The organism is Providencia sp., assembly GCF_003533305.1.
In the GTDB taxonomy this organism is placed as follows: Bacteria; Pseudomonadota; Gammaproteobacteria; order Enterobacterales; family Enterobacteriaceae; genus Providencia.
On sequence record NZ_DOEH01000020.1, the window covers coordinates 347 to 21,381 of the forward strand.

The window sequence follows — 21,035 nt, forward strand, 5'->3', positions numbered from 1 at the left end:
GTCGGAGGTTCGAATCCTCCCGGTTGCACCATCATTAAGAAACTCCTCATATTGAGGAGTTTTTTTTTATCTAAAATTTTGCATATCACATTCACTTACCTATCTATTACACCATTCATCGATAAACCACACATCTAGACAGCGACAATTTATGTGATTTAAGCTAAAGTAATTGCCTTAATAACATAAAACTAAATCACAGGCGGGAGGTCGATTTGATCCCGGACGTATCTAAAGCGCTCTCATGGTTAGAGGCGCACCCAAAAGCACTCAATGGCATTCAACGCGGTATTGAGCGTGAAACCTTGCGTGTTACTCCAACAGGTTCTATTGCAGAGACATTGCATCCTGAAGCGCTGGGAAAGGCGCTAACACATAAGTGGATCACGACAGATTTTGCAGAGTCGTTGCTTGAGTTTATTACACCTGTAGATAAAAGCATCAGCCATAATTTAGCATTTTTGAGAGATTTGCATCGTTATACTGCTCGTCATCTTAAAGATGAAAGAATGTGGCCTTTGAGTATGCCGTGCTTTATTGAAAGCGAAGGAAAAATTACGCTTGCTCAATATGGTTCTTCCAATGTAGGACGTTTTAAAACACTTTATCGTGAAGGGTTAAAAAATCGTTACGGTGCATTGATGCAGACAATTGCAGGGGTGCATTATAATTTCTCTTTACCTATTGAGTTTTGGCAAGCTTGGGCAGGGGTAGAAGACGAAGAAAGCGGTAAAGATAAGATTTCTGATGGCTATTTGCGCCTTATTAGAAACTACTATCGCTTTGGGTGGGTTATTCCATACTTATTCGGCGCATCACCCGCTATTTGTGGCTCTTTCCTTAAAGATAGAGACACCATGCTAACTTTCAATAAAACCGAATGTGGTACGTATTACTTGCCATATGCGACATCATTGCGAATGAGCGATCTTGGTTATACCAATAAATCTCAAAGTGATTTAAACATCACGTTTAATCATTTAGAGGAATATGTCGAAAGTCTTAAAAAAGCGATTCACAAGCCATCTGAAGAATTTAAACAACTTGGTGTGAAGAAAGAGGGTAAGTACATTCAGTTAAATACGAATGTGCTACAAATTGAAAATGAGTTATACGCACCAATTCGTCCTAAGCGTGTGCCAAAAGGCAGCGAATCGCCTTCGGATGCGCTAATCCGCGGTGGTATTGAATATATTGAAGTGCGTTCTCTCGATATCAACCCATTTAGTGCAATTGGTGTAAATGAAACACAAGCTCGATTTGTTGATCTATTCTTAATATGGTGCGTACTTGCTGATGCACCTGAGATGAATGCTCAGGAGTTAGATTGTAGTCGTCAAAATTGGAATCGAGTGATCCTTGAAGGTCGAAAACCGGGACAAGTAATTGGTTTAGGCTGTGGTAGTGAAGTTAAGCCTCTCGTTGAAGTCGGACAGCAACTTTTTAAAGATCTTATTCGTGTTGCTGAAGTTTTGGATACTTGCTGTGATGAAAAATATCAGGAAGTTTGTCATCAGTTCGTGGCGATGTTTGAAGATCCAACTTTGACATATTCGGCATTAGTGATGGATGAAATGTTGGATAAAGGGATCGGTGGTTATGGTTTAGAACTAGCTGAGAAATATTTTGAGCAGTTGATTAATGAACCTTACGAAGTGATCACAGAAGCGCAATTTGAACAAGCTCGATTGGCTTCAATTGAAAAGCAAGCGTTGATGGAACAAAACGAAACGGAAAGTTTTGAAGACTACCTGCATACGCACGCAGGACGTTAAAAGAAAATGGCCACATTAAGTGGCCAAATAAAAAATCTTAGAGAATCAGGGATGATAATAAAAATGTGCGTCTTTCAGTAATTCAGACTGCGTATTTTTTAAATAGTTTCATTTATTCTATAAATATTTTTTTATCTTCTAGGAGGTCACGAAATGCCGTTATTAGACAGTTTTACTGTAGATCATACGCGTATGGCTGCACCTGCTGTTCGCGTGGCAAAAACCATGCAAACGCCGAGCGGTGATACGATCACCGTATTCGATTTGCGTTTTACCGTTCCAAATCAAGAAGCAATGACTGAAAAAGGGACTCATACTCTAGAGCATTTGTTTGCAGGTTTCATGCGTGACCATCTAAATGGTAATGGTGTTGAAATTATTGATATATCGCCAATGGGATGTCGTACAGGCTTTTATATGAGTTTAATCGGTCAGCCTGACGAGCAGCGTGTTGCAGATGCTTGGAAAGCCGCTATGCAGGATGTTTTGAACGTCAAAGATCAAAATAAAATTCCTGAATTAAATATTTATCAATGTGGAACTTGCCAAATGCACTCATTGGAAGAAGCACAGCAAATCGCCCGTAATGTGATTAATACAAAAATTGGTATTAATAAAAACGACGATTTAGCACTTCCAGAAGATAAGTTAGCGCAATTACATGTTTAATTATTGGATACAATAATTGATTCAAAAAGATAGAGCCTTAAATCATTTAAGGCTCTATTTGTATGAAATAGCGTAACAAATTAAACAAGTTAAAATTCAGGAGGTTGAGCATTGAATGCTAATGGACTGATCCTTACCTGTTTGACGATATTATCACTTACTAGCAAGACCTCGATAACATAGTGGCCAATCAAAATTTGCTCATTTGGTTGAGGAATATCGCCAATAGCCTCTAACACCATCCCGTTAATGGTCCTAGGACCCTCTATAGGGAGATTCCAATCAAAAGCTTTATTCAGCTCGCGAATATTAGCCGAGCCATCCACAAGTACGCTACCGTCGCTTTGAGGCATAACTTCTTCTGCTAAAGACGGAGACATTGAAGTTGTAAAGTCACCCACTATTTCTTCCAGAATATCTTCAACGGTAATTAGGCCTTGGATCTCTCCATACTCATCAACAATAATCCCAAGTTTTTCTTTGTTATGTTGAAAGTTAACAAGCTGAAGATTTAAGGGAGTGCTGTTAGGAATAAAATAAATATTATCAGCGGCTTTGATTAAATTTTGCTTATTAAATTCTTGTTTTTCTACCATTAATCGATAGGCTTCACGTACCCGGAGAATACCGATAGCATCATCAAGAGAATCACGATAAAGCACAATACGGCCATGGGGCGAGTGGGTAAGCTGTCTGACAATTGATTTCCAATCATCATTGACGTCAATCCCAACAATTTCATTCCTTGGTAGCATGATGTCACCGACAGTGACCTTGTCTAAATCTAGGATAGAAATCAACATGTCCTGATTTCGACGGCTTAATTTATTTTTTGATTCATTAACAATTGTTCGCAGTTCTTCTTTATTAACTGCATCACTGCGAATCACCAATGATTTTATGCCACAACAACGCATAAAGATGGCCGTAATTGCATTGAACATCCATACAATTGGCGTCATGATTTTTTGAAGTGGTTTTAATATATAACTGCTTGGAAAGGCTATCTTTTCAGGGTAGAGCGCCGCGATAGTTTTAGGCATGACTTCAGCAAAAACTAAAATAACAAAGGTGAGAATACCCGTTGCTATAGCAACACCAGCATTACCATAGAGGCGTATACCGATGATTGTTGCAAGCGCAGATGCGACAATATTAATGAGGTTATTACCGATAAGCACAAGGCTTAATAGCTTATCGGGGTGCTGTAATAGTTTTTCGACGCGTATTGCAGAGCGATTGCCTTGCTTAGCTAAGTGCTTTAAACGATAGCGGTTTAGCGTCATCATGCTAGTTTCTGATGCAGAGAAGTAGGCTGATGAAAAAATTAAAACTATCAGTATGATGATTAGCGTACTTGTAGACACATCATCCAAAACAAGATTCCTTATTGCAATTTATCGGCATAATTGAGTATTAAGCCAAAAACTAAGCGATCATAAATTGTTGTAACAGACGGTTACCGAAAAAAGCCATGGTTAAAATAATTGAGCCGGCAACGTGGAAAAATAAAACTCGTTTCCCTCGCCATCCACCATGGAAATGTCCCCAAAGCAGGGTGATATAAACAAACCATGCAATAACTGATAACACAGATTTATGAATATTTTCTTTATCGAAAATATTATCCATATAAACAAATCCAGTACACAGTGTCAGGGTCAACAAAATTACCCCGACTTGGGTGATATGAAACATTTTTCTTTCAACAACCATCATTGGTGGCATATCAGAACTAAACTTAAGTGTCTTATTTTTAAGCTGATGGTCAATAATTGCCACTTGAAATGCGTATAAAGCCGCAATGAGTAAGGTCGCATAACTTAATAATGCTAAACCGATATGAATAAATAATGGTGTGCTGGCTTCTAAGTGTGTAATAAATTCGCCAGGCATGATGGTTGAAAGCATCAGGTTGATAATCGCAAAACTATAAACGACAGGTGTTAAATACCAAGCACGTCCCCAGTAGGAGACAACAGTCATAATCACACACATCAGTAAACTAACCGCAGAACCCAAATTGAGTAATGTGAGATTTTGTCCTTCAGACTCACTAAAGATGAGTAGTTTTAGAGTAATAGCATGAGTTATCAGCGCGATAATGGCTAATAAAAGAGCTAGTCGGCGATATAGAGGCTGCTTACGAACCTGACTAGGAACAATCAGCAGTAGGCTGATCATGTATGTACAAACTGCTATGACTGCAAATACGGGCATAGTATAGTGTCGTTATTCATTTTTAGTGGAAAGTTATTTACAGTATAACTCGTGCAAGGGTAGGCTCCAACCATTGGTCGCTTGAACGACGTATAATTAGTTGTAGATAGCATTTCATGATACTGCTTAATTGATCATCAATGATAAAAGTAAATCCATAATAACCTGTAAAATCAGATCAAAACACAGAGCAGCGGAAAAACATCGGATATGATACACTAGCCAAATTATTTTTAGGGTTAGCTTTTGCTGTAATCGATTTACATATTGGATTAATGATAAGCAAATCGTTATTTTTTAATTATGACATCAAATACCTTGTAATGTAGAACCCGTATTTAATGACTTGTAATTAATCGTATTAGCAACCATATCAGGTTGTAACTTAGGCCCATAAACAGAATTGAGCTAATACATATGTTTGATAATTTAACTGACAGACTATCGCGCACTTTGCGCAATATCAGCGGGCGCGGACGTCTGACTGATGAAAACATTAAAGATACATTGCGCGAAGTGCGTATGGCTTTACTTGAAGCCGACGTCGCTTTACCAGTTGTTCGTGATTTTATTCAGAAAGTTAAAGATAGCGCAGTAGGGCAAGACGTCAATAAAAGTCTTACTCCTGGTCAAGAGTTCATTAAAATCGTTCAAAATGAACTTACGCGCGCGATGGGAGAAGAAAACCATCAGTTAAATTTATCTGCCCAACCGCCAGCTGTTGTTTTGATGGCAGGTTTACAAGGTGCGGGTAAAACAACTAGCGTTGCAAAACTGGGTAAGCACTTAAAAGAAAAACAAAAGAAAAAAGTTTTAGTGGTTTCCGCTGACGTTTATCGCCCTGCGGCGATTAAGCAGTTGGAAACATTAGCTGAATCAGTTGGTGTTGATTTTTTCCCTTCTGATACTCAAGAAAAACCCGTTACTATCGTACAAAAAGCATTAAAACACGCACAACTTCAGTTTTATGATGTGCTATTAGTGGATACTGCGGGTCGCTTGCACGTTGATGAAGCGATGATGGATGAAATTAAAGAAGTTCATCGTGTTATCAACCCAGTAGAAACATTGTTTGTCGTAGACGCGATGACTGGTCAAGATGCTGCCAATACTGCAAAGGCGTTTAATGAAGCACTACCACTGACCGGTGTTGTTTTAACTAAAGTCGATGGTGATGCTCGTGGTGGTGCGGCGTTATCTATTCGTGCTATTACTGGTAAGCCAATTAAGTTCTTAGGGGTTGGTGAAAAGACAGAAGCACTTGAGCCATTCTTCCCTGAGCGCGTAGCTTCCCGTATCCTAGGTATGGGCGATGTTTTATCTCTTATTGAAGAGATTGAGCACAAAGTTGACCGCGATGAAGCAGAAAAACTGGCTAAAAAGCTTAAAACAGGTGATGGCTTTGATTTAAACGACTTTTTAAGTCAGTTAAAACAAATGCGTAATATGGGTGGTATGGCAAGCATGATGAGCAAAATGCCAGGCATGTCCCAACTACCCGATAACGTTAAATCCCAAATGGATGATAAAATTACTGTTCGTATGGAAGCGATGATCAACTCAATGACGCGTAAAGAGCGTGCAAAACCTGAAATTATCAAAGGTTCACGCAAGCGTCGTATTGCAGCTGGTTCTGGTACAACAGTACAAGAGGTTAATCGCCTCTTAAAACAATTTGATGATATGCAGCGCATGATGAAAAAGATGAAAAAAGGCGGCTTAGCCAAGATGATGCGCGGTATGAAGGGTATGATGCCTCCGGGATTTCCGGGGCGTTAAGCAATAAAGCCTCAAACAATATGCACTTTTGGTTGATTTTTGCGTCAAAGTGAGTAAACTTTTCGGGCTTTTTATATAACAACCGGACTCTATCCCTCGATGGAGTCTGGTTGTTTTATTAACTAATGAGGATGTTATGGTAACAATTCGTTTATCTCGTGGCGGCGCTAAAAAACGTCCGTTCTATCAAATCGTTGTAACTGATAGCCGCAATGCGCGTGACGGTCGTTTTATCGAGCGTATCGGTTTCTTTAACCCGATCGCATCAGGTCAAGCAGAAGAACTACGTTTAGATCTTGACCGTATTGAGCACTGGGTTGGTTTAGGTGCAACTATTTCTGACCGTGTTTCACAACTGGTCAAACAAGCTAAACAAGCAGCTTAATCTGTCACGGTGGTAACAATGAGCAAGCAAACTAAACTACTGCCTCCTACGAACCCAATTATTTTGGGAAAACTAGGGGCCGCATATGGTATTCGTGGTTGGCTCAAAGTTTTTTCTTCCACCGAACATGCTGAAAGTATTTTTGAGTATCAACCTTGGTTTATCCAACGTTCAGGTCAATGGCAACATCTTGAGATTGAAGATTGGAAACATCACAACAAGGATGTCATTGTCAAGCTAAGTGGGTTTAATGACCGCGACGAAGCAACCCTTTTGACTAATTTTGAAATTGTCGTTGATTCATCTCAACTTCCTAAATTAGACAATAACGAGTACTACTGGAAAGACCTTATGGGCTGTCATGTAGTTACGTTAGAAGGGTATGACCTTGGTATCATTGTCGATATGATGGAAACTGGTTCAAATGATGTACTGGTTATCAAGGCGAATTTAAAAGATGCATTCGGTATCAAGGAACGGTTAGTTCCGTACCTTGATGGGCAGGTTATCAAGAATGTCGATCTCAATGCTAAACTTCTTGAAGTGGATTGGGATCCTGGTTTTTAAATCTCCGGTTGAACGGTGTTAATGAGTGGGACTAAGTCATGTGGATTGGTGTAATTAGCCTGTTTCCCGAAATGTTCCGCGCAATAACCGAGTACGGGGTAACTGGTCGGGCAGTTAAGAACGGCCTGCTGACTGTGTCGTGTTGGAATCCGCGAGATTTTACACACGATAACCATAAAACAGTCGATGATCGCCCCTATGGTGGTGGTCCAGGCATGCTGATGATGGTGCAACCGTTAAAGGATGCAATCCAGACAGCACGAACTGAGGCCGGTGCAGGTGCAAAGGTTATTTATCTTTCTCCTCAAGGGCGCAAACTTAGTCAAGACGGAGTTTGTGAGTTGGCAACAAGCGAGAAGTTAATTCTAGTTTGTGGCCGTTATGAAGGTATTGATGAGCGGATCATTCAAACCGAAGTTGATGAAGAATGGTCAATCGGTGATTACGTTCTCAGTGGTGGGGAACTCCCTGCTATGGTGTTGATAGACTCAGTCTCTCGGTTTATACCTGGAGTACTTGGGCATCAAGCCTCTGCTAAAGAAGATTCTTTTGCTGATGGCTTGTTGGATTGTCCTCACTATACTCGCCCTGAAGTGTTAGACGATATGCAGGTTCCGGAAGTACTACTTTCAGGGAACCATGCACGAATAAATAGCTGGCGCATGAAACAATCGCTTGGCCGAACCTGGCTTAGAAGACCTGATCTTCTGAAAAGCCTAGCTCTGACTGACGAGCAGAGGATGTTGCTGACTGAATTTCAAAATGAATATCAGTCTGAGCAACAAATGAATCTAGACAATTAAGTTGTCTAAACATATCAGTTTACCTAGGGTAAGAGAATTATTATGAGCAACATTATTAAACAAATTGAACAAGAGCAGATGAAGCAAGACTTACCTTCATTCCGTCCGGGTGATACCGTGGAAGTTAAGGTATGGGTCGTTGAAGGCTCTAAAAAACGTCTGCAGGCATTTGAGGGCGTGGTTATCGCTATTCGTAATCGCGGTCTGCACTCTGCATTCACTGTTCGTAAAATTTCTAACGGCGAAGGTGTTGAGCGTGTATTCCAAACTCACTCACCAGTCGTAGATAGCATCGCTGTTAAACGCCGTGGTGCTGTTCGCAGAGCTAAACTGTACTACCTGCGTGAGCGTTCTGGTAAGGCTGCTCGTATTAAAGAGCGTCTGAACGCCAAATAATACGCTTTCGCTACATCCGAAAGTTATAAGATAAGGCCCGCATCGTATGCGGGCCTTTTTATATTCGTCATATATTCGTCATATTTCGCGCCGTGGCGGTGTTGGCTTCATTCAGCCACGCAAGTCACATACTTGTGTATGTTCCCTGCACTGTCTTCACTTTGCCGCCTAGCCACAACACGAACTATTTAGAATAAATAGAATAAATAGAATAAATAGAATAAATAGAATAAATAGAATAAATATAAATAGAGTTAAGAAGTTATATTTCGCGCCGTGTCTGTGTTAGTAACATTTATTTGCACTAGTCCTCATGTACGCTCCTTGCGTCTCATTCATTTGCCTCCTTGCTACAACTTGAACTATTTGAATTATAGATTAGGAATAACCTTCTTCTTCACAATACCATTCTAAATAAATGTGATTTCGTTACTTTCTATTTTTGTAAACTTAACTATACGATTTTTTGTTTAAAACTCATTTTTAAATATTTTAAATATTAATTTTAATTAAAACCTCTGTTTATTCAGTGGATTGCGTTTCTGTAATTTATTGTTTACAGATATGGAATTATTTTACATTAATGGATTGAATTCTTTACGTACCATGGTATGTTATAGCTTACGCACTTAAACACAATATATAAATAATAAGCTAAATAGGTAAAAAAATGATCATGCAAAAAGATGTACTCAATAATGTGAATATTCAAGATGAACAGGTTCTTATTACTCCTGAAAGCCTGAAACATAAGTTTCCACTGAGTCACAACAATCTGCATGCCATTGCGACATCGCGTAAAATTATCGCTGATATAATTCATCAGCGTGATCCGCGCTTACTCGTGGTATGTGGTCCTTGCTCAATTCATGATGTAGATGCCGCTATTGAATATGGTGAGCGTTTACAAAGTCTAGCCGCAGAGTTAAGTGATAGCTTATATATTGTGATGCGTGTTTATTTTGAAAAACCTCGTACTACTGTGGGGTGGAAAGGATTAATCAGCGATCCTTTTATGGACGGTTCTTTTGAAATGGAAAAAGGATTACATATTGCCCGCGACTTACTGACAAGTTTAGTCAATATGGGATTACCGCTCGCGACAGAAGCACTTGATCCTAATAATCCTCAGTACTTAGGTGATTTATTTAGTTGGTCAGCTATCGGCGCTAGAACAACTGAATCGCAGACTCACCGAGAAATGGCTTCAGGCTTATCAATGCCAGTTGGTTTTAAAAACGGTACTGATGGTAGTTTATCAACTGCGATAAATGCGCTGAAAGCGGCTGCAATGCCACACCGTTTCATGGGAATTAATCAGTCAGGGCAAGTTTGTTTATTGCATACAAAAGGCAACGAGAACGGTCATGTGATCTTACGTGGCGGTAAAACACCTAATTACAGTGCTGAAGATATTGCTGCATGTGAAGCAGAAATGAAAAAAGCAGGGCTTGAACCGTCATTAATGGTCGATTGTAGCCATGGTAATTCAAATAAAGATTACCGTCGCCAGCCATTGGTTATTGATTCTATCATTGAACAAATAACTAATGGTAATGAGTCAATTACAGGTATTATGGTGGAAAGTCATATCAATGAGGGGAATCAAACCTCTGAACAGCCACGTGACACCATGAAATACGGTGTTTCTGTGACAGATGCTTGTATTGATTGGCAAACAACGGAATCTGTGTTGCGTAATCTACATCAAGCCATGTTACCTATGCTTGAACAACGCGCACGAAAATTAAGCAAAGTAAGCTAAGCAAGGTATTGGTATGTCTGTTGAATTATCCCATTTAAGGGACCAAATTGATGAGGTTGATAAATCTTTACTGGAATTATTGGCTAAGCGGTTACAGCTTGTTGCTGAAGTCGGTGAAGTAAAGAGTCAGTATGGATTACCAATCTACGTACCGGAACGCGAGTCGAGCATGTTAGCCGCTCGCCGTTTTGATGCCGAGCGTATGGGGGTTCCGCCTGATTTAATTGAAGATGTGCTCAGGCGGATTATGCGAGAATCTTATGCGCGTGAAAATGATAAAGGTTTTAAAACACTAAATCCATCTGCCGGCCCCATCGTTATCGTGGGTGGTGACGGTAAAATGGGACGATTATTTAATCGGTTACTCACTTTATCGGGATATCAGGTAAAAACCTTAGGTGAAAATGATTGGCCTCAAGCAAAATCTATCGTTGCTGGGGCAAGTGTCGTTATTATTAGTGTACCGATTCATTTGACGGTGAATGTCATTAATCAATTACCCTCACTGGATAAAAGCACGATCCTTATTGATATTGCCTCGATAAAACAAAAACCATTAGAAGCAATGCTTACTGTTCATGAAGGCCCTGTTCTCGGGTTACACCCGATGTTTGGACCTGATGTCGATAGTGTGGCAAAACAAGTTTTTGCTTATTGTGATGGTCGAGATGCCGAGTCCTATCAATGGTTTCTTGAGCAATTATTAGTTTGGGGAGCTAGACTAAAAAAGATTACTGCTGAAGATCATGATAAGAATATGAGCTTTATCCAAGCATTGCGTCATTTTACGACTTTTGCTTATGGACAAAATTTAGCAAATGAAGAAGTCGATTTACAACAATTACTATCGCTTTCTTCACCTATTTATCGTTTAGAATTGGCGATGGTAGGGCGGTTATTTGCCCAAGATCCTCAACTATACGCAGATATCATTATGTCTTCAGATGAAAATGTTGAGCTTATTCGCCGCTACTATCGTTTATTAGGGCAATCGATTGAAATGCTCGAACGAAATGATAAGGCAGAATTTATAGAGCAATTTAATAAAGTTAGCCAGTGGTTTGGCGAAGATGCTCATCATTTTATGAAAGAAAGTCAGTCGTTATTGCAACGCGCTAATGATAATCGTAAATAATGTAATATTATAATATCCCTTAGGACAAAAGTGTCTCTAAGGGATAACGCATTTTTCTTTTCATTAATTATTTTTATGCTGAATTTCATTCCATATGATTAAATTTATTTAAAATAAGTAATTTTACTTATTATCATAGTTTATGGTGAATGAATCGATTGCCTTACTTCGCTATTGAATTAATCTATTGTATAAATTTAAATTAATCAATTTTTCAAATTGATATTTATAAATTAGTCGACTTATCTGATAAAGATCCCCCGATTTATACCGATAACACTATTCATTAAATGATGATAAGTGTGGTAACTATATGTCTTTTAAAAATCTTAAGATTAGTATTAAATTAACGATTGCATTCGGTGTATTTATAACCCTCATCGTTTTAAGTTCTATATTTTCATCGGTAAACTTAAGCCGAGCTAATGAAGGTATGCAACAAGTTCTATTTAAAAGTTATCCTATCGCATCGACAGCAGGGCAAATGATGGATAATTTTTATTCTTATATTGCTATGCAGCAACTTATTTTACTTGATGACCGCGGCAGTGATAAGCGCAAGGAAGAGTTAGCTAAAATTAGTCAAAATATTACCAGTCTCATTGAGAAGCTCGATAATAGCGTAACAGATAGTCGCTCAAAAGAAGCATTATCTGATCTCCATCTTATTCGAAAACAATTCCATGAGTCACAAGCACGCATTATGGAGTTATTGAATCAAAATAATCGTCAGGCTGCTATTGATGAAATGATGACAAAAACTTTGAGTATTCAGCGTGATTATCGTGAACAAATTCAAACGTTAATGTCAATTCAGGATTTGGATATGCAGGAGGTAGGGCATCAAGTTAATGAAGACTATGAAACAAATAAAGTTTTATTAGCAATATTGTCCTTTGTGAGTATCGCTATAGGTTGTGCAATGGGATGGTTTATAACGATCAGCATTACTCGTCCATTAGATAGCGCAGTTGGTTTTGCTCAAGCAATTGCGAGTGGTGATTTAACTAAAGATATTAAAATACAGTCTAAAGATGAAACTGGGGTTTTGTTGGAATCTCTTGTAGATATGAAAGCCCGGTTGTTGGAAATTGTACAAGAAATGCAAAATGGTTCTGAAAGTATTTCAGCTGCTGCGGGTCAAATAGTTGCAGGAAATCAAAATCTAGCGGCAAGAACTGAAGAGCAAGCGGCTTCTGTAGAAGAAACAGCGAGCTCTATGGAGCAGATTACTTCAACGGTACAAAATACAACAGAACACACTCATGAAGCGACCTCATTGGCAAACAATGCGGAGATCGCGGTAAAAGACAATGGTCGAATGATGATCCAGCTCACTGATAAAATGCGAGCCATCAATACCTCTTCAGCACAAATGACCGATATTATTAATTTGATTGATTCGATTGCATTTCAAACAAATATCCTTGCTTTAAATGCCTCGGTTGAGGCGGCAAGAGCCGGAGAACACGGGCGAGGTTTTGCTGTTGTTGCGGGGGAGGTGAGGTTGTTAGCACAAAAAAGTGCAGCTTCAGCAAATGATATTCGAGGATTAATCGATAACTCATCATCTCAAGCTAAAGACGGTATGTCACTAGTCGAAAAGGCAAGTAACCAAATTCACGGTATGGTAGCGAGCGTACAAGAAATGAATGCATTGCTACAAGAAATTGGGCAGGCAAGTCGTGAACAAAGTGACGGTATCTCACAAATTAATAGTGCAGTGGGGCAGTTAGATTTAATGACGCAACAAAATGCAAGTTTAGTTGAAGAATCCGTTGTTGCCGCAGGCTCTCTTAATGAGCAAGCGTTTCATTTGAAAGAGCTAGCGAGCTATTTTCGTGTGAATTCAAAGCCTGTTACACAAGAGTAAAATTAAATTTTATATAATAAGCTGCCCTACTTATAGGGTTATAGGGCAGCTTATTTATTAAGGTATGATTTTCTCAGGTTCAACTGGCACAATATTTTCAGAAGGGTAGCATCCGAGTATTTTTATTGAACGAGTAATTGTCGATAATTCTTTTAATGCTTGCTGCATATTATCTGAACGTAGATTGGCATGCACATCGACATAAAACATTTCTTCCCATGGCTTACCATTAATTGGTCGAGATTCTAGTTTACTCATAATTATCTTATTATTTTTTAAAATAATTAAGGCATCGACCAATGCACCCGCTTGTTGACCAGTAGTTACTAATAGAGTTGTTTTAGCTGGAACTTGCTCTGTGACTTCAATTGCTTGCTGCGCGACAACAATAAAACGAGTCATATTGATTTGTTGATTAGCTAAATTATGCTCGAGAACTTTAAGATCATATAGTGCGCCACCAGCCTCACTACCTAAAGCTGCGACATTCGGTAAATTCAGTTCTGCCACCATTTGCATCGCCGTGGATGTACTATCGCAATATTTTATTTTCAAATGAGGGTATTGAGCTAAATATTGACTACATTGCTGGAAAGGTTGAGGATGGCTGTAAATAGTATCTATTTTACTTAAATCTGTGTTTCCCATAGCAAGTAAACAATGGTTAATTGGCAGTCGGATCTCGCCTACAATAAATAGCGACGTATTTTGTAGTAAATCATAAACGTCATTAATTGCACCTGAGCTGGTATTTTCAATAGGTAAAATACCATAATCAGCTTGGCCACTTTCCACGAGAGAGAAAATATCTTGGAATTTATGGCAGCTACATTCAACTAATTGGTCAAAGTGACGAGCTGAATATTGGCGAGCAGCAATATGTGAATATGAGCCTTTAGGACCTAAAAAAGCAAATCTCGCCGAATCATTCGGTGTCAAATTTAGGTGCTGTTGTAGGATAGCTTGTTGAGTGAGTACTGAATCTTCAATTATCATTTGGAATAATCGAGTAACATAGAAGCCATCTAATCCTAATGGCTTTCCTTTGTTAATCAATATATCGAGTAATTGGCGCTCACGTTCTTTATCACGAATTGGACGATTATCATCAATTTTAGTTTCAGCGACTTCGACTGCATAACCTCTACGTTTTGCTAGAAGGTTGAGTAGCTCACTATCTAATAGAGTGATTTTTTCACGTACTTTTAATAAATTATTGCTATTTTCCATCCAACCCACCCTATAAAATATTATTGAATAAAAAAGCCCCCTAAGTAGGGGGCTTTAAAATATTGTCTTCTTTTTTTTCTCGAACGACAAAAGCCCCTTATTTAAGAGTAGCTAAAAAAGAAGAAAAAGAAGACAGAATTGAAGTTCATCTATAACACCTATAATTAAACATCTGTTAAATAGACCTGATAGCTAGGAGAAAGTCAATTAAAAAGAATAACTAGCAAAAAACGCGCCCGTAATGAGCGCGTTAGCAAAGTTTCAAGATAAGTTGATAGATAATATAAAATTATAACGTAACTATTTATAACGTAACTACTTATAACGTAACAATGTTCGCTTCTTTTACACTATTGTTAGCCCTTCTTGATTCTCCTTTGTGTTGAACTTTATTGAGTTGTCTTTCAAGTTTGTTAATCAGTTCATTTATTGCAACATACATGTCTTCATGTTTGGCGCTTGCTACTAATTTACCCGTAGCTGTTTTTATGTTGGCATCAACCATAAAGCCTTGTGGTTCTTTTGATAACACCACATGGGTATTAATCAGGGAAACTTGCCACTTATCGAGTTTTGTTAGACGGTCTTCAATGTGCTCACGAATTGCTGGGGTAATATCCATTTGCTTACTAGTAATGTTCACTATCATATAGTTACCTCTCATTGTTTCCGTCTCTAATGTATTTAGAATACCCATAATTCATGATGAAAAGTTGACGTGGATCACATTTCAATGAGGAGTAGTGAGTTGGCCATCTGAAGTGTGATTTTGCATAAAAAAGGGAATGAAAAGGATTGCCAAATTTACTTGATTAGGAGAAACTGACAGAGTTGACTATCGTAACGGTTAATGGTCGGTACTCTTTTTGGGTAAAATTTTAGGTTATCTGAAAGCAGATTAATAGATAGCAAGTTATGATAATTAGCGATGAAATAAAAACAGCAGCCAAGGCTGCTGTTTTAGATCTTACCAAGATGTTACTGAGGGTTAGCCGCTATAATGCTGCCAACTTTATTTGCTTCTTGATCTAGTCCCATCTGATTATAAGCAATTTCCATATACGCCAAAGCGTTACGTGTTGCTTCTGTATCTGGATAGTCTTTTAGCATTTGCTGCACACGATTAACAACCGCGACATATGCACCCCGTTTGTTGTAGTATTCTACGACAGACAGGTCAAACTTAGCTAAACGATCTTTTAGATATACTAGACGCTTGCTAGCATCATTTGAATAAAGACTGTTAGGATAGTAGCGAACGAGTTGGCTGAAATCTTTGAATGCAACACGCGCATGCTGAGGATCACGATCAGAACGATCGATACCTAAGAGGCCTTGCAGCAGACTGTCATCCAATGCCATAGCCGTTAGGCCACGGATATAAATAACATAGTCTATGTTTGGATGTGTTGGATTTAAACGCATGAAACGGTCAATCGCGGCTATCGCCATTGGTAGCTCAGCGGATTTATAATAGGCGTAAATAAGGTCTAATTGAACCTGCTGGGCATATGGGCCAAACGGATAGCGATTGTCCAAAGCTTCAAACTGTTTAATCGCAGCTTTATAGTTACCATCCTGTAATTTTTGCTGACCCGTACTATAAATTTCAGCTGGGGAGCTATCAGGGCTGATCTCGCTATTGCTGGAGCACCCGGTGAGAACCAGGCTTAACGTGGCAGCAGCCACCAGATGTTTCATACGTATCATCACGTGTAGGTTATCCTCTGAGTGTTTCGAGGGAGTCTATCCATAAGGCTCCCGGCAAAGATTCGGGTTACAATAGCATATATTTTAAATGAAACGGCAGCGCCGTCAAAATACAAACACGAAAAAAGTAGATTAATTTATGGCTCAACAAGTACAACTTAGTGCAACCATCGCTGAATCACAGCTCGGTCAACGTTTAGATCAGGCTTTGGCCGAATTGTTCCCTGATTATTCACGCTCACGCATAAAAGAATGGATTTTAGCTGATAGAGTGCAGGTTAATGGCAAAGTTATCAATAAGCCAAAGGAAAAAGTTTTAGGTGGCGAACAAATTTTAGTCGATGCGCTTATTGAAGAAGATAAACGCTGGGAGCCTCAAGATATTCCATTAGATGTAGTTTATGAAGATGATGATATCTTAGTTATTAATAAACCTCGCGGTTTAGTTGTTCATCCGGGTGCGGGCAACCCTGATGGCACGATACTTAATGCACTATTATATCGCTATCCAGAAATTGCCGATGTGCCAAGAGCTGGTATTGTTCATCGTTTAGATAAAGACACGACAGGCTTGATGGTCGTGGCGAAAACGGTTCCTGCTCAAACGCATTTGGTCGAAGCTCTACAATTGAGAGAAATTACACGTGAGTATGAAGCTGTTGCTGTTGGCAGAATGACAGCAGGTGGCATGGTTGAGGAACCTATTTCAAGGCATCCAACTAAAAGGACCCACATGGCGGTTCATCCAATGGGAAAACCAGCGATTACACACTATCGTGTCATGGAACACTTTAGAGCACATACACGCTTGCGCTTGCGTTTAGAGACTGGGAGAACACACCAAATCCGCGTTCATATGGCTCATATTAATCATCCTCTTATTGGTGATGCGTTATATGGCGGCAGACCTCGCCCATTAAAAGGCGCTACAGATGAGTTTTTAGAAGTGATGCGTGGTTTTGATAGACAAGCGCTTCATGCCACGATGTTGCGTCTATTTCATCCAATATCAGGGATCCAAATGGAGTGGCATGCACCATTGCCTGATGATATGGTAAAATTAATCGACGCTTTAAAAGCGGATACTAAATTACATAAAGACAATATGGATTGGTAATGAGCGCATTGATTTTTCCTGACTGGCCACAGCCTAAAAATATAGCAAGCTGCAGTACTACTCGTATTGGTGGCGTAAGTTTGCCACCGTTTGATAGTCTGAATTTAGGTTGTCATGTTGATGATGATCCTAAGGCTGTTAGTGAAAATCGTTGCAGACTGATTTCTCTTGCTCAGTTGCCACAGCAGCCGTTGTGGCTTGAGCAAGTGCACGGTACCACTGTATTACACTTAGATAACGGCATAATTAAAAGCAAACAAGCAGATGCTGTCTATACTAATAGGGCAGAGCAAGTATGTGCGATCATGACCGCAGATTGCTTGCCTGTGTTATTTTGTAATAAAAATGGAACTGAAGTCGCGGCAGCTCATGCTGGTTGGCGTGGATTATGCAACGGTGTCCTTGAAAATACCGTTGCTCAATTTTCTTGTCCACCAGATGAAATCATGGCTTGGCTTGGTCCTGCAATTGGGCCTGAAAAATTTGAAGTTGGTGCTGAAGTTAGAGACGCATTTCTTAATCAATCGTCTGAATTGAGTTTAGCTTTTACCTCTCATGGTGATAAATACTTGGCGGATATCTATTTACTAGCGCGAAAAAAGTTGCAAGCAGTCGGTATAATATCTATTTATGGTGGTTCTTTTTGCACTGTGACTGAAGAAAACAGATTTTTTTCCTATCGACGTGAGGGGAAGACGGGGAGAATGGCTTCACTAATATGGATAAATAACTAGTAAATGGTTTTTTGTTCTAATTTAACAACTATATTGAAAATAATCGCACCTAAAACTTGAAAATTCAAAAATAGACCTCATCTTATTTCCAGTAGCAATTCTAATCCCATTTATTATCGGAGGTGTTATGCGTCTGGACCGTTTAACTAATAAATTCCAGCAAGCTCTCGCTGACGCCCAGTCATTAGCCCTTGGGCGTGAAAACCAGTTTATAGAACCTATTCATTTACTCAGTGCTTTGTTTAACCAAGAAGGTGGCACTGTACGTCCTTTGCTGACAACTTTAGGTGTTAATGCCGTACAGCTTAAGCAAAAGATTGAAGATGCATTGACGCGTTTACCTCAAGTACAAGGTGTTGCTGGTGATGTTCAACCATCAAGTGATTTAATGCGTCATTTGAATTTGTGCGATCAACTAGCACAAAAGCATGGAGATGAGTTTATCTCCTCAGAATTATTTCTACTTGCCGCTTTAGAAGCCAATACAACATTAGCAGATATGCTCAAAGCAGCAGGTGTTAATAAAGATAACTTAAAAAAGGCAATAGAACAGATGCGAGGCGGAGAAAAAGTGAATGACCAAAGCGCTGAAGATCAGCGTCAAGCCTTGAAAAAATATACTGTCGACTTAACTGAGCGAGCAGAACAAGGCAAATTAGACCCAGTGATTGGGCGTGATGACGAAATTCGTCGTACTATTCAAGTTTTACAACGTCGTACCAAAAATAATCCAGTTTTAATTGGTGAGCCAGGTGTAGGTAAAACGGCCATCGTTGAAGGTTTAGCACAACGTATTGTTAATGGTGAAGTGCCGGAAGGCTTAAAAAATAAACGCGTATTATCACTGGATATGGGGGCACTGATCGCTGGTGCTAAATATCGCGGTGAATTTGAAGAACGTTTAAAAGGCGTGTTGAATGACCTTGCTAAGCAAGAGGGTAGCGTCATTCTATTTATTGATGAGTTGCATACGATGGTCGGTGCAGGTAAAGCTGACGGTGCAATGGATGCAGGTAATATGTTGAAACCTGCACTTGCTCGTGGTGAACTACATTGCGTAGGTGCAACGACACTGGATGAATATCGCCAATATATTGAAAAAGATGCGGCTTTAGAGCGTCGTTTCCAAAAAGTATATGTGGCAGAACCATCAGTTGAAGACACCATTGCAATTTTACGTGGGTTGAAAGAGCGTTATGAGTTGCATCACCATGTGCAAATTACCGACCCAGCTATTGTAGCTGCAGCGACGCTATCGCACCGTTACATTACTGACCGTATGTTGCCAGACAAAGCGATTGATTTAATTGATGAGGCTGGCGCGAGTTTACGTATGCAGATGGATTCGAAACCAGAATCCTTAGATAGATTAGAACGTAGAATTATTCAGTTAAAGCTAGAGCAGCAAGCATTGAAGAAAGAGTCTGATGATGCAAGTAAAAAGCGTCTCGAAATGCTTGAAGAAGAATTAGCTGAAAAAGAACGCGAATATTCTTCTTTAGATGAAGAATGGAAAGCTGAAAAAGCGTCATTGACAGGTACGCAGCACATTAAAGCTGAATTAGAAAACACCCGTATTGAAATGGAAAAAGCACGTCGTGTGGGTGATTTAGCTAAAATGTCTGAGTTGCAATACGGTCGTATACCTGAATTGGAAAAACAGCTTGATGCTGCAACCAAGGCAGAAGGTAAAAGCATGAAGCTTTTACGTAATAAAGTTACTGATGTTGAAATTGCTGAAATTCTTGCACGCTGGACAGGTATTCCAGTTTCAAGAATGTTAGAAAGTGAAAGAGAAAAACTATTGCGTATGGAGCAACAGCTACATCAACGAGTAATTGGCCAAGATGAGGCCGTTGTTGCTGTATCAAATGCTATCCGACGTAGCCGTGCAGGATTAGCCGATCCAAACCGTCCGATTGGTTCTTTTATGTTCTTAGGGCCAACAGGTGTAGGTAAAACTGAGTTATGTAAAGCGTTAGCGAATTTTATGTTCGATAGCGATGATGCGATGGTTCGTATCGATATGTCTGAATTTATGGAAAAACACTCAGTTTCTCGTTTGGTTGGGGCACCTCCAGGCTATGTTGGCTATGAAGAAGGCGGCTATTTAACAGAAGCTGTAAGACGTCGTCCATATTCAGTTATTTTATTGGATGAAGTTGAGAAAGCTCACCCTGATGTATTCAATATCTTATTACAGGTATTGGATGATGGACGTTTAACTGATGGTCAAGGTAGAACTGTCGATTTTCGTAATACGGTAATTATCATGACATCAAACCTTGGTTCTGATTTGATTCAAGAGCGGTTTGGCATGATTGGTTATTCAGAAATGAAAGATATGGTGATGGAAGTTGTTGCCCATAGTTTCAGACCTGAATTTATTAACCGTATAGATGAAGTTGTTGTGTTCCATCCATTAGGCCAAGAGCAAATTATGAATATTGCCAATATTCAACTTGCTCGTTTATATAAACGTCTTGAAGAACATGGCTATGAAGTGACAGCAACGGCTGCTGCTCTCGAGAAAATTGGTGAAGCAGGTTATGATCCAATATATGGGGCAAGGCCATTGAAACGTGCGATTCAACAGGAAATTGAAAATCCACTGGCACAAGAGATATTGTCAGGTAGGTTAATCCCTGGCATCCCTGTAACATTAGATGTAGAAAATAATGAAATCGTAGCGAAACAGTAATAAATTAATTGCGATATTATTTTTAGATTCAATAGATAAACTGAATGGCGGCTTTGATAGCCGCCATTTTTTTATCAAATTAAGGCTAATCTCTCAGTTTTTGATGGATAAATGGGCGTAAAGTATGAAAGATAATCAGTTAAAATAAAAATGCAAAAAAACACTTGCCAGAATTT

Annotated in this window: 18 protein-coding genes and 1 other annotated feature; of the genes, 13 read left to right on the forward strand and 5 right to left on the reverse strand. The window is 39.3% G+C overall.

The genetic code is table 11. The features are described 5' to 3' along the window. The first annotated feature begins 215 nt into the window (after positions 1-215). Together gshA and luxS are read left to right on the forward strand one after the other, a co-directional pair. A complete protein-coding gene (gene gshA, locus DD649_RS12435) occupies positions 216-1,775 on the forward strand; it encodes a glutamate--cysteine ligase (RefSeq protein WP_294107332.1) in 1,560 nt (519 codons plus the stop codon). A 153-nt stretch (positions 1,776-1,928) separates the two neighbouring features. Continuing rightward, on the forward strand, positions 1,929-2,444 hold the full coding sequence (gene luxS, locus DD649_RS12440) for an S-ribosylhomocysteine lyase (protein WP_294107333.1): 516 nt from the start codon (positions 1,929-1,931) through the stop codon (positions 2,442-2,444). A gap of 89 nt (positions 2,445-2,533) precedes the next feature. On the opposite strand, the gene DD649_RS12445 is transcribed toward luxS, so the two are convergent. Next, positions 2,534-3,820 (reverse strand): CNNM domain-containing protein, encoded by a 1,287-nt coding sequence (locus DD649_RS12445; RefSeq protein ID WP_294107334.1) that lies wholly within the window; start codon positions 3,818-3,820, stop codon positions 2,534-2,536. Positions 3,821-3,872: 52 nt separating this feature from the next. Beyond that, the gene (locus DD649_RS12450) at positions 3,873-4,664 is read right to left on the reverse strand and encodes an inner membrane protein YpjD (protein ID WP_294107335.1); all 792 of its coding nucleotides are present in this window, start codon (positions 4,662-4,664) and stop codon (positions 3,873-3,875) included. Between the two features lie 417 nt (positions 4,665-5,081). On the opposite strand from DD649_RS12450, the gene ffh reads away from it, so the two are divergent. From ffh to DD649_RS12490, 8 genes are all read left to right on the forward strand, one after another. Further along, positions 5,082-6,443 carry a signal recognition particle protein gene (gene ffh / locus DD649_RS12455; RefSeq protein WP_294107336.1) on the forward strand — a complete coding sequence of 454 codons (1,362 nt, stop codon included), beginning with the start codon at positions 5,082-5,084 and terminating at the stop codon, positions 6,441-6,443. A gap of 136 nt (positions 6,444-6,579) precedes the next feature. Continuing rightward, positions 6,580-6,828: a 30S ribosomal protein S16 gene (rpsP, locus tag DD649_RS12460; RefSeq protein ID WP_294107337.1), complete on the forward strand. Its 249-nt coding sequence runs from the start codon at positions 6,580-6,582 to the stop codon at positions 6,826-6,828. An 18-nt stretch (positions 6,829-6,846) separates the two neighbouring features. Next, positions 6,847-7,395: a ribosome maturation factor RimM gene (gene rimM / locus DD649_RS12465; protein WP_294107338.1), complete on the forward strand. Its 549-nt coding sequence runs from the start codon at positions 6,847-6,849 to the stop codon at positions 7,393-7,395. Between the two features lie 38 nt (positions 7,396-7,433). Beyond that, complete coding sequence (gene trmD, locus DD649_RS12470) at positions 7,434-8,198, forward strand: tRNA (guanosine(37)-N1)-methyltransferase TrmD (protein WP_294107339.1); 765 nt, start codon at positions 7,434-7,436, stop codon at positions 8,196-8,198. Positions 8,199-8,240: 42 nt separating this feature from the next. Next, positions 8,241-8,594, forward strand: a complete 354-nt coding sequence (gene rplS, locus DD649_RS12475; RefSeq protein WP_294107341.1) for a 50S ribosomal protein L19 — start codon at positions 8,241-8,243, stop codon at positions 8,592-8,594. Positions 8,595-9,264: 670 nt separating this feature from the next. Continuing rightward, positions 9,265-10,359, forward strand: a complete 1,095-nt coding sequence (locus DD649_RS12480) for a 3-deoxy-7-phosphoheptulonate synthase (protein WP_294107344.1) — start codon at positions 9,265-9,267, stop codon at positions 10,357-10,359. Positions 10,360-10,372: 13 nt separating this feature from the next. Further along, positions 10,373-11,494 (forward strand): bifunctional chorismate mutase/prephenate dehydrogenase, encoded by a 1,122-nt coding sequence (gene tyrA, locus DD649_RS12485; RefSeq protein ID WP_294107346.1) that lies wholly within the window; start codon positions 10,373-10,375, stop codon positions 11,492-11,494. A gap of 313 nt (positions 11,495-11,807) precedes the next feature. Beyond that, complete coding sequence (locus DD649_RS12490) at positions 11,808-13,367, forward strand: methyl-accepting chemotaxis protein (RefSeq protein ID WP_294107348.1); 1,560 nt, start codon at positions 11,808-11,810, stop codon at positions 13,365-13,367. A 57-nt stretch (positions 13,368-13,424) separates the two neighbouring features. On the opposite strand, the gene pheA is transcribed toward DD649_RS12490, so the two are convergent. From pheA to bamD, 3 genes are all read right to left on the reverse strand, one after another. Next, a complete protein-coding gene (gene pheA / locus DD649_RS12495; protein WP_294107350.1) occupies positions 13,425-14,597 on the reverse strand; it encodes a bifunctional chorismate mutase/prephenate dehydratase in 1,173 nt (390 codons plus the stop codon). 26 nt (positions 14,598-14,623) lie between these two features. Next, positions 14,624-14,747, reverse strand: a sequence feature (Phe leader region). A 169-nt stretch (positions 14,748-14,916) separates the two neighbouring features. Beyond that, positions 14,917-15,246, reverse strand: a complete 330-nt coding sequence (gene raiA / locus DD649_RS12500; protein ID WP_294107352.1) for a ribosome-associated translation inhibitor RaiA — start codon at positions 15,244-15,246, stop codon at positions 14,917-14,919. A gap of 329 nt (positions 15,247-15,575) precedes the next feature. Next, positions 15,576-16,307: an outer membrane protein assembly factor BamD gene (bamD, locus tag DD649_RS12505; protein WP_294107354.1), complete on the reverse strand. Its 732-nt coding sequence runs from the start codon at positions 16,305-16,307 to the stop codon at positions 15,576-15,578. 139 nt (positions 16,308-16,446) lie between these two features. On the opposite strand from bamD, the gene rluD reads away from it, so the two are divergent. From rluD to clpB, 3 genes are all read left to right on the forward strand, one after another. Then, positions 16,447-17,424, forward strand: coding sequence for a 23S rRNA pseudouridine(1911/1915/1917) synthase RluD (gene rluD / locus DD649_RS12510; protein ID WP_294107355.1), 978 nt, complete (start codon positions 16,447-16,449; stop codon positions 17,422-17,424). Beyond that, the gene (gene yfiH, locus DD649_RS12515; protein ID WP_294107357.1) at positions 17,424-18,158 is read left to right on the forward strand and encodes a purine nucleoside phosphorylase YfiH; all 735 of its coding nucleotides are present in this window, start codon (positions 17,424-17,426) and stop codon (positions 18,156-18,158) included. The genes rluD and yfiH overlap by 1 nt, the downstream gene beginning before the upstream one ends. A gap of 127 nt (positions 18,159-18,285) precedes the next feature. Next, complete coding sequence (gene clpB / locus DD649_RS12520; RefSeq protein WP_294107359.1) at positions 18,286-20,859, forward strand: ATP-dependent chaperone ClpB; 2,574 nt, start codon at positions 18,286-18,288, stop codon at positions 20,857-20,859. Positions 20,860-21,035 lie beyond the last annotated feature (176 nt).

Coding starts and splice junctions, on each gene's coding strand:
- luxS (WP_294107333.1), top strand. CDS start 1,929: ATGCCGTTATTAGACAGTTTTACTGTAGATCATACGCGTATGGCTGCA.
- DD649_RS12450 (WP_294107335.1), bottom strand. CDS start 4,664: ATGCCCGTATTTGCAGTCATAGCAGTTTGTACATACATGATCAGCCTA.
- ffh (WP_294107336.1), top strand. CDS start 5,082: ATGTTTGATAATTTAACTGACAGACTATCGCGCACTTTGCGCAATATC.
- rpsP (WP_294107337.1), top strand. CDS start 6,580: ATGGTAACAATTCGTTTATCTCGTGGCGGCGCTAAAAAACGTCCGTTC.
- rimM (WP_294107338.1), top strand. CDS start 6,847: ATGAGCAAGCAAACTAAACTACTGCCTCCTACGAACCCAATTATTTTG.
- trmD (WP_294107339.1), top strand. CDS start 7,434: ATGTGGATTGGTGTAATTAGCCTGTTTCCCGAAATGTTCCGCGCAATA.
- rplS (WP_294107341.1), top strand. CDS start 8,241: ATGAGCAACATTATTAAACAAATTGAACAAGAGCAGATGAAGCAAGAC.
- DD649_RS12480 (WP_294107344.1), top strand. CDS start 9,265: ATGATCATGCAAAAAGATGTACTCAATAATGTGAATATTCAAGATGAA.
- tyrA (WP_294107346.1), top strand. CDS start 10,373: ATGTCTGTTGAATTATCCCATTTAAGGGACCAAATTGATGAGGTTGAT.
- DD649_RS12490 (WP_294107348.1), top strand. CDS start 11,808: ATGTCTTTTAAAAATCTTAAGATTAGTATTAAATTAACGATTGCATTC.
- pheA (WP_294107350.1), bottom strand. CDS start 14,597: ATGGAAAATAGCAATAATTTATTAAAAGTACGTGAAAAAATCACTCTA.
- raiA (WP_294107352.1), bottom strand. CDS start 15,246: ATGATAGTGAACATTACTAGTAAGCAAATGGATATTACCCCAGCAATT.
- bamD (WP_294107354.1), bottom strand. CDS start 16,307: ATGATACGTATGAAACATCTGGTGGCTGCTGCCACGTTAAGCCTGGTT.
- rluD (WP_294107355.1), top strand. CDS start 16,447: ATGGCTCAACAAGTACAACTTAGTGCAACCATCGCTGAATCACAGCTC.
- yfiH (WP_294107357.1), top strand. CDS start 17,424: ATGAGCGCATTGATTTTTCCTGACTGGCCACAGCCTAAAAATATAGCA.
- clpB (WP_294107359.1), top strand. CDS start 18,286: ATGCGTCTGGACCGTTTAACTAATAAATTCCAGCAAGCTCTCGCTGAC.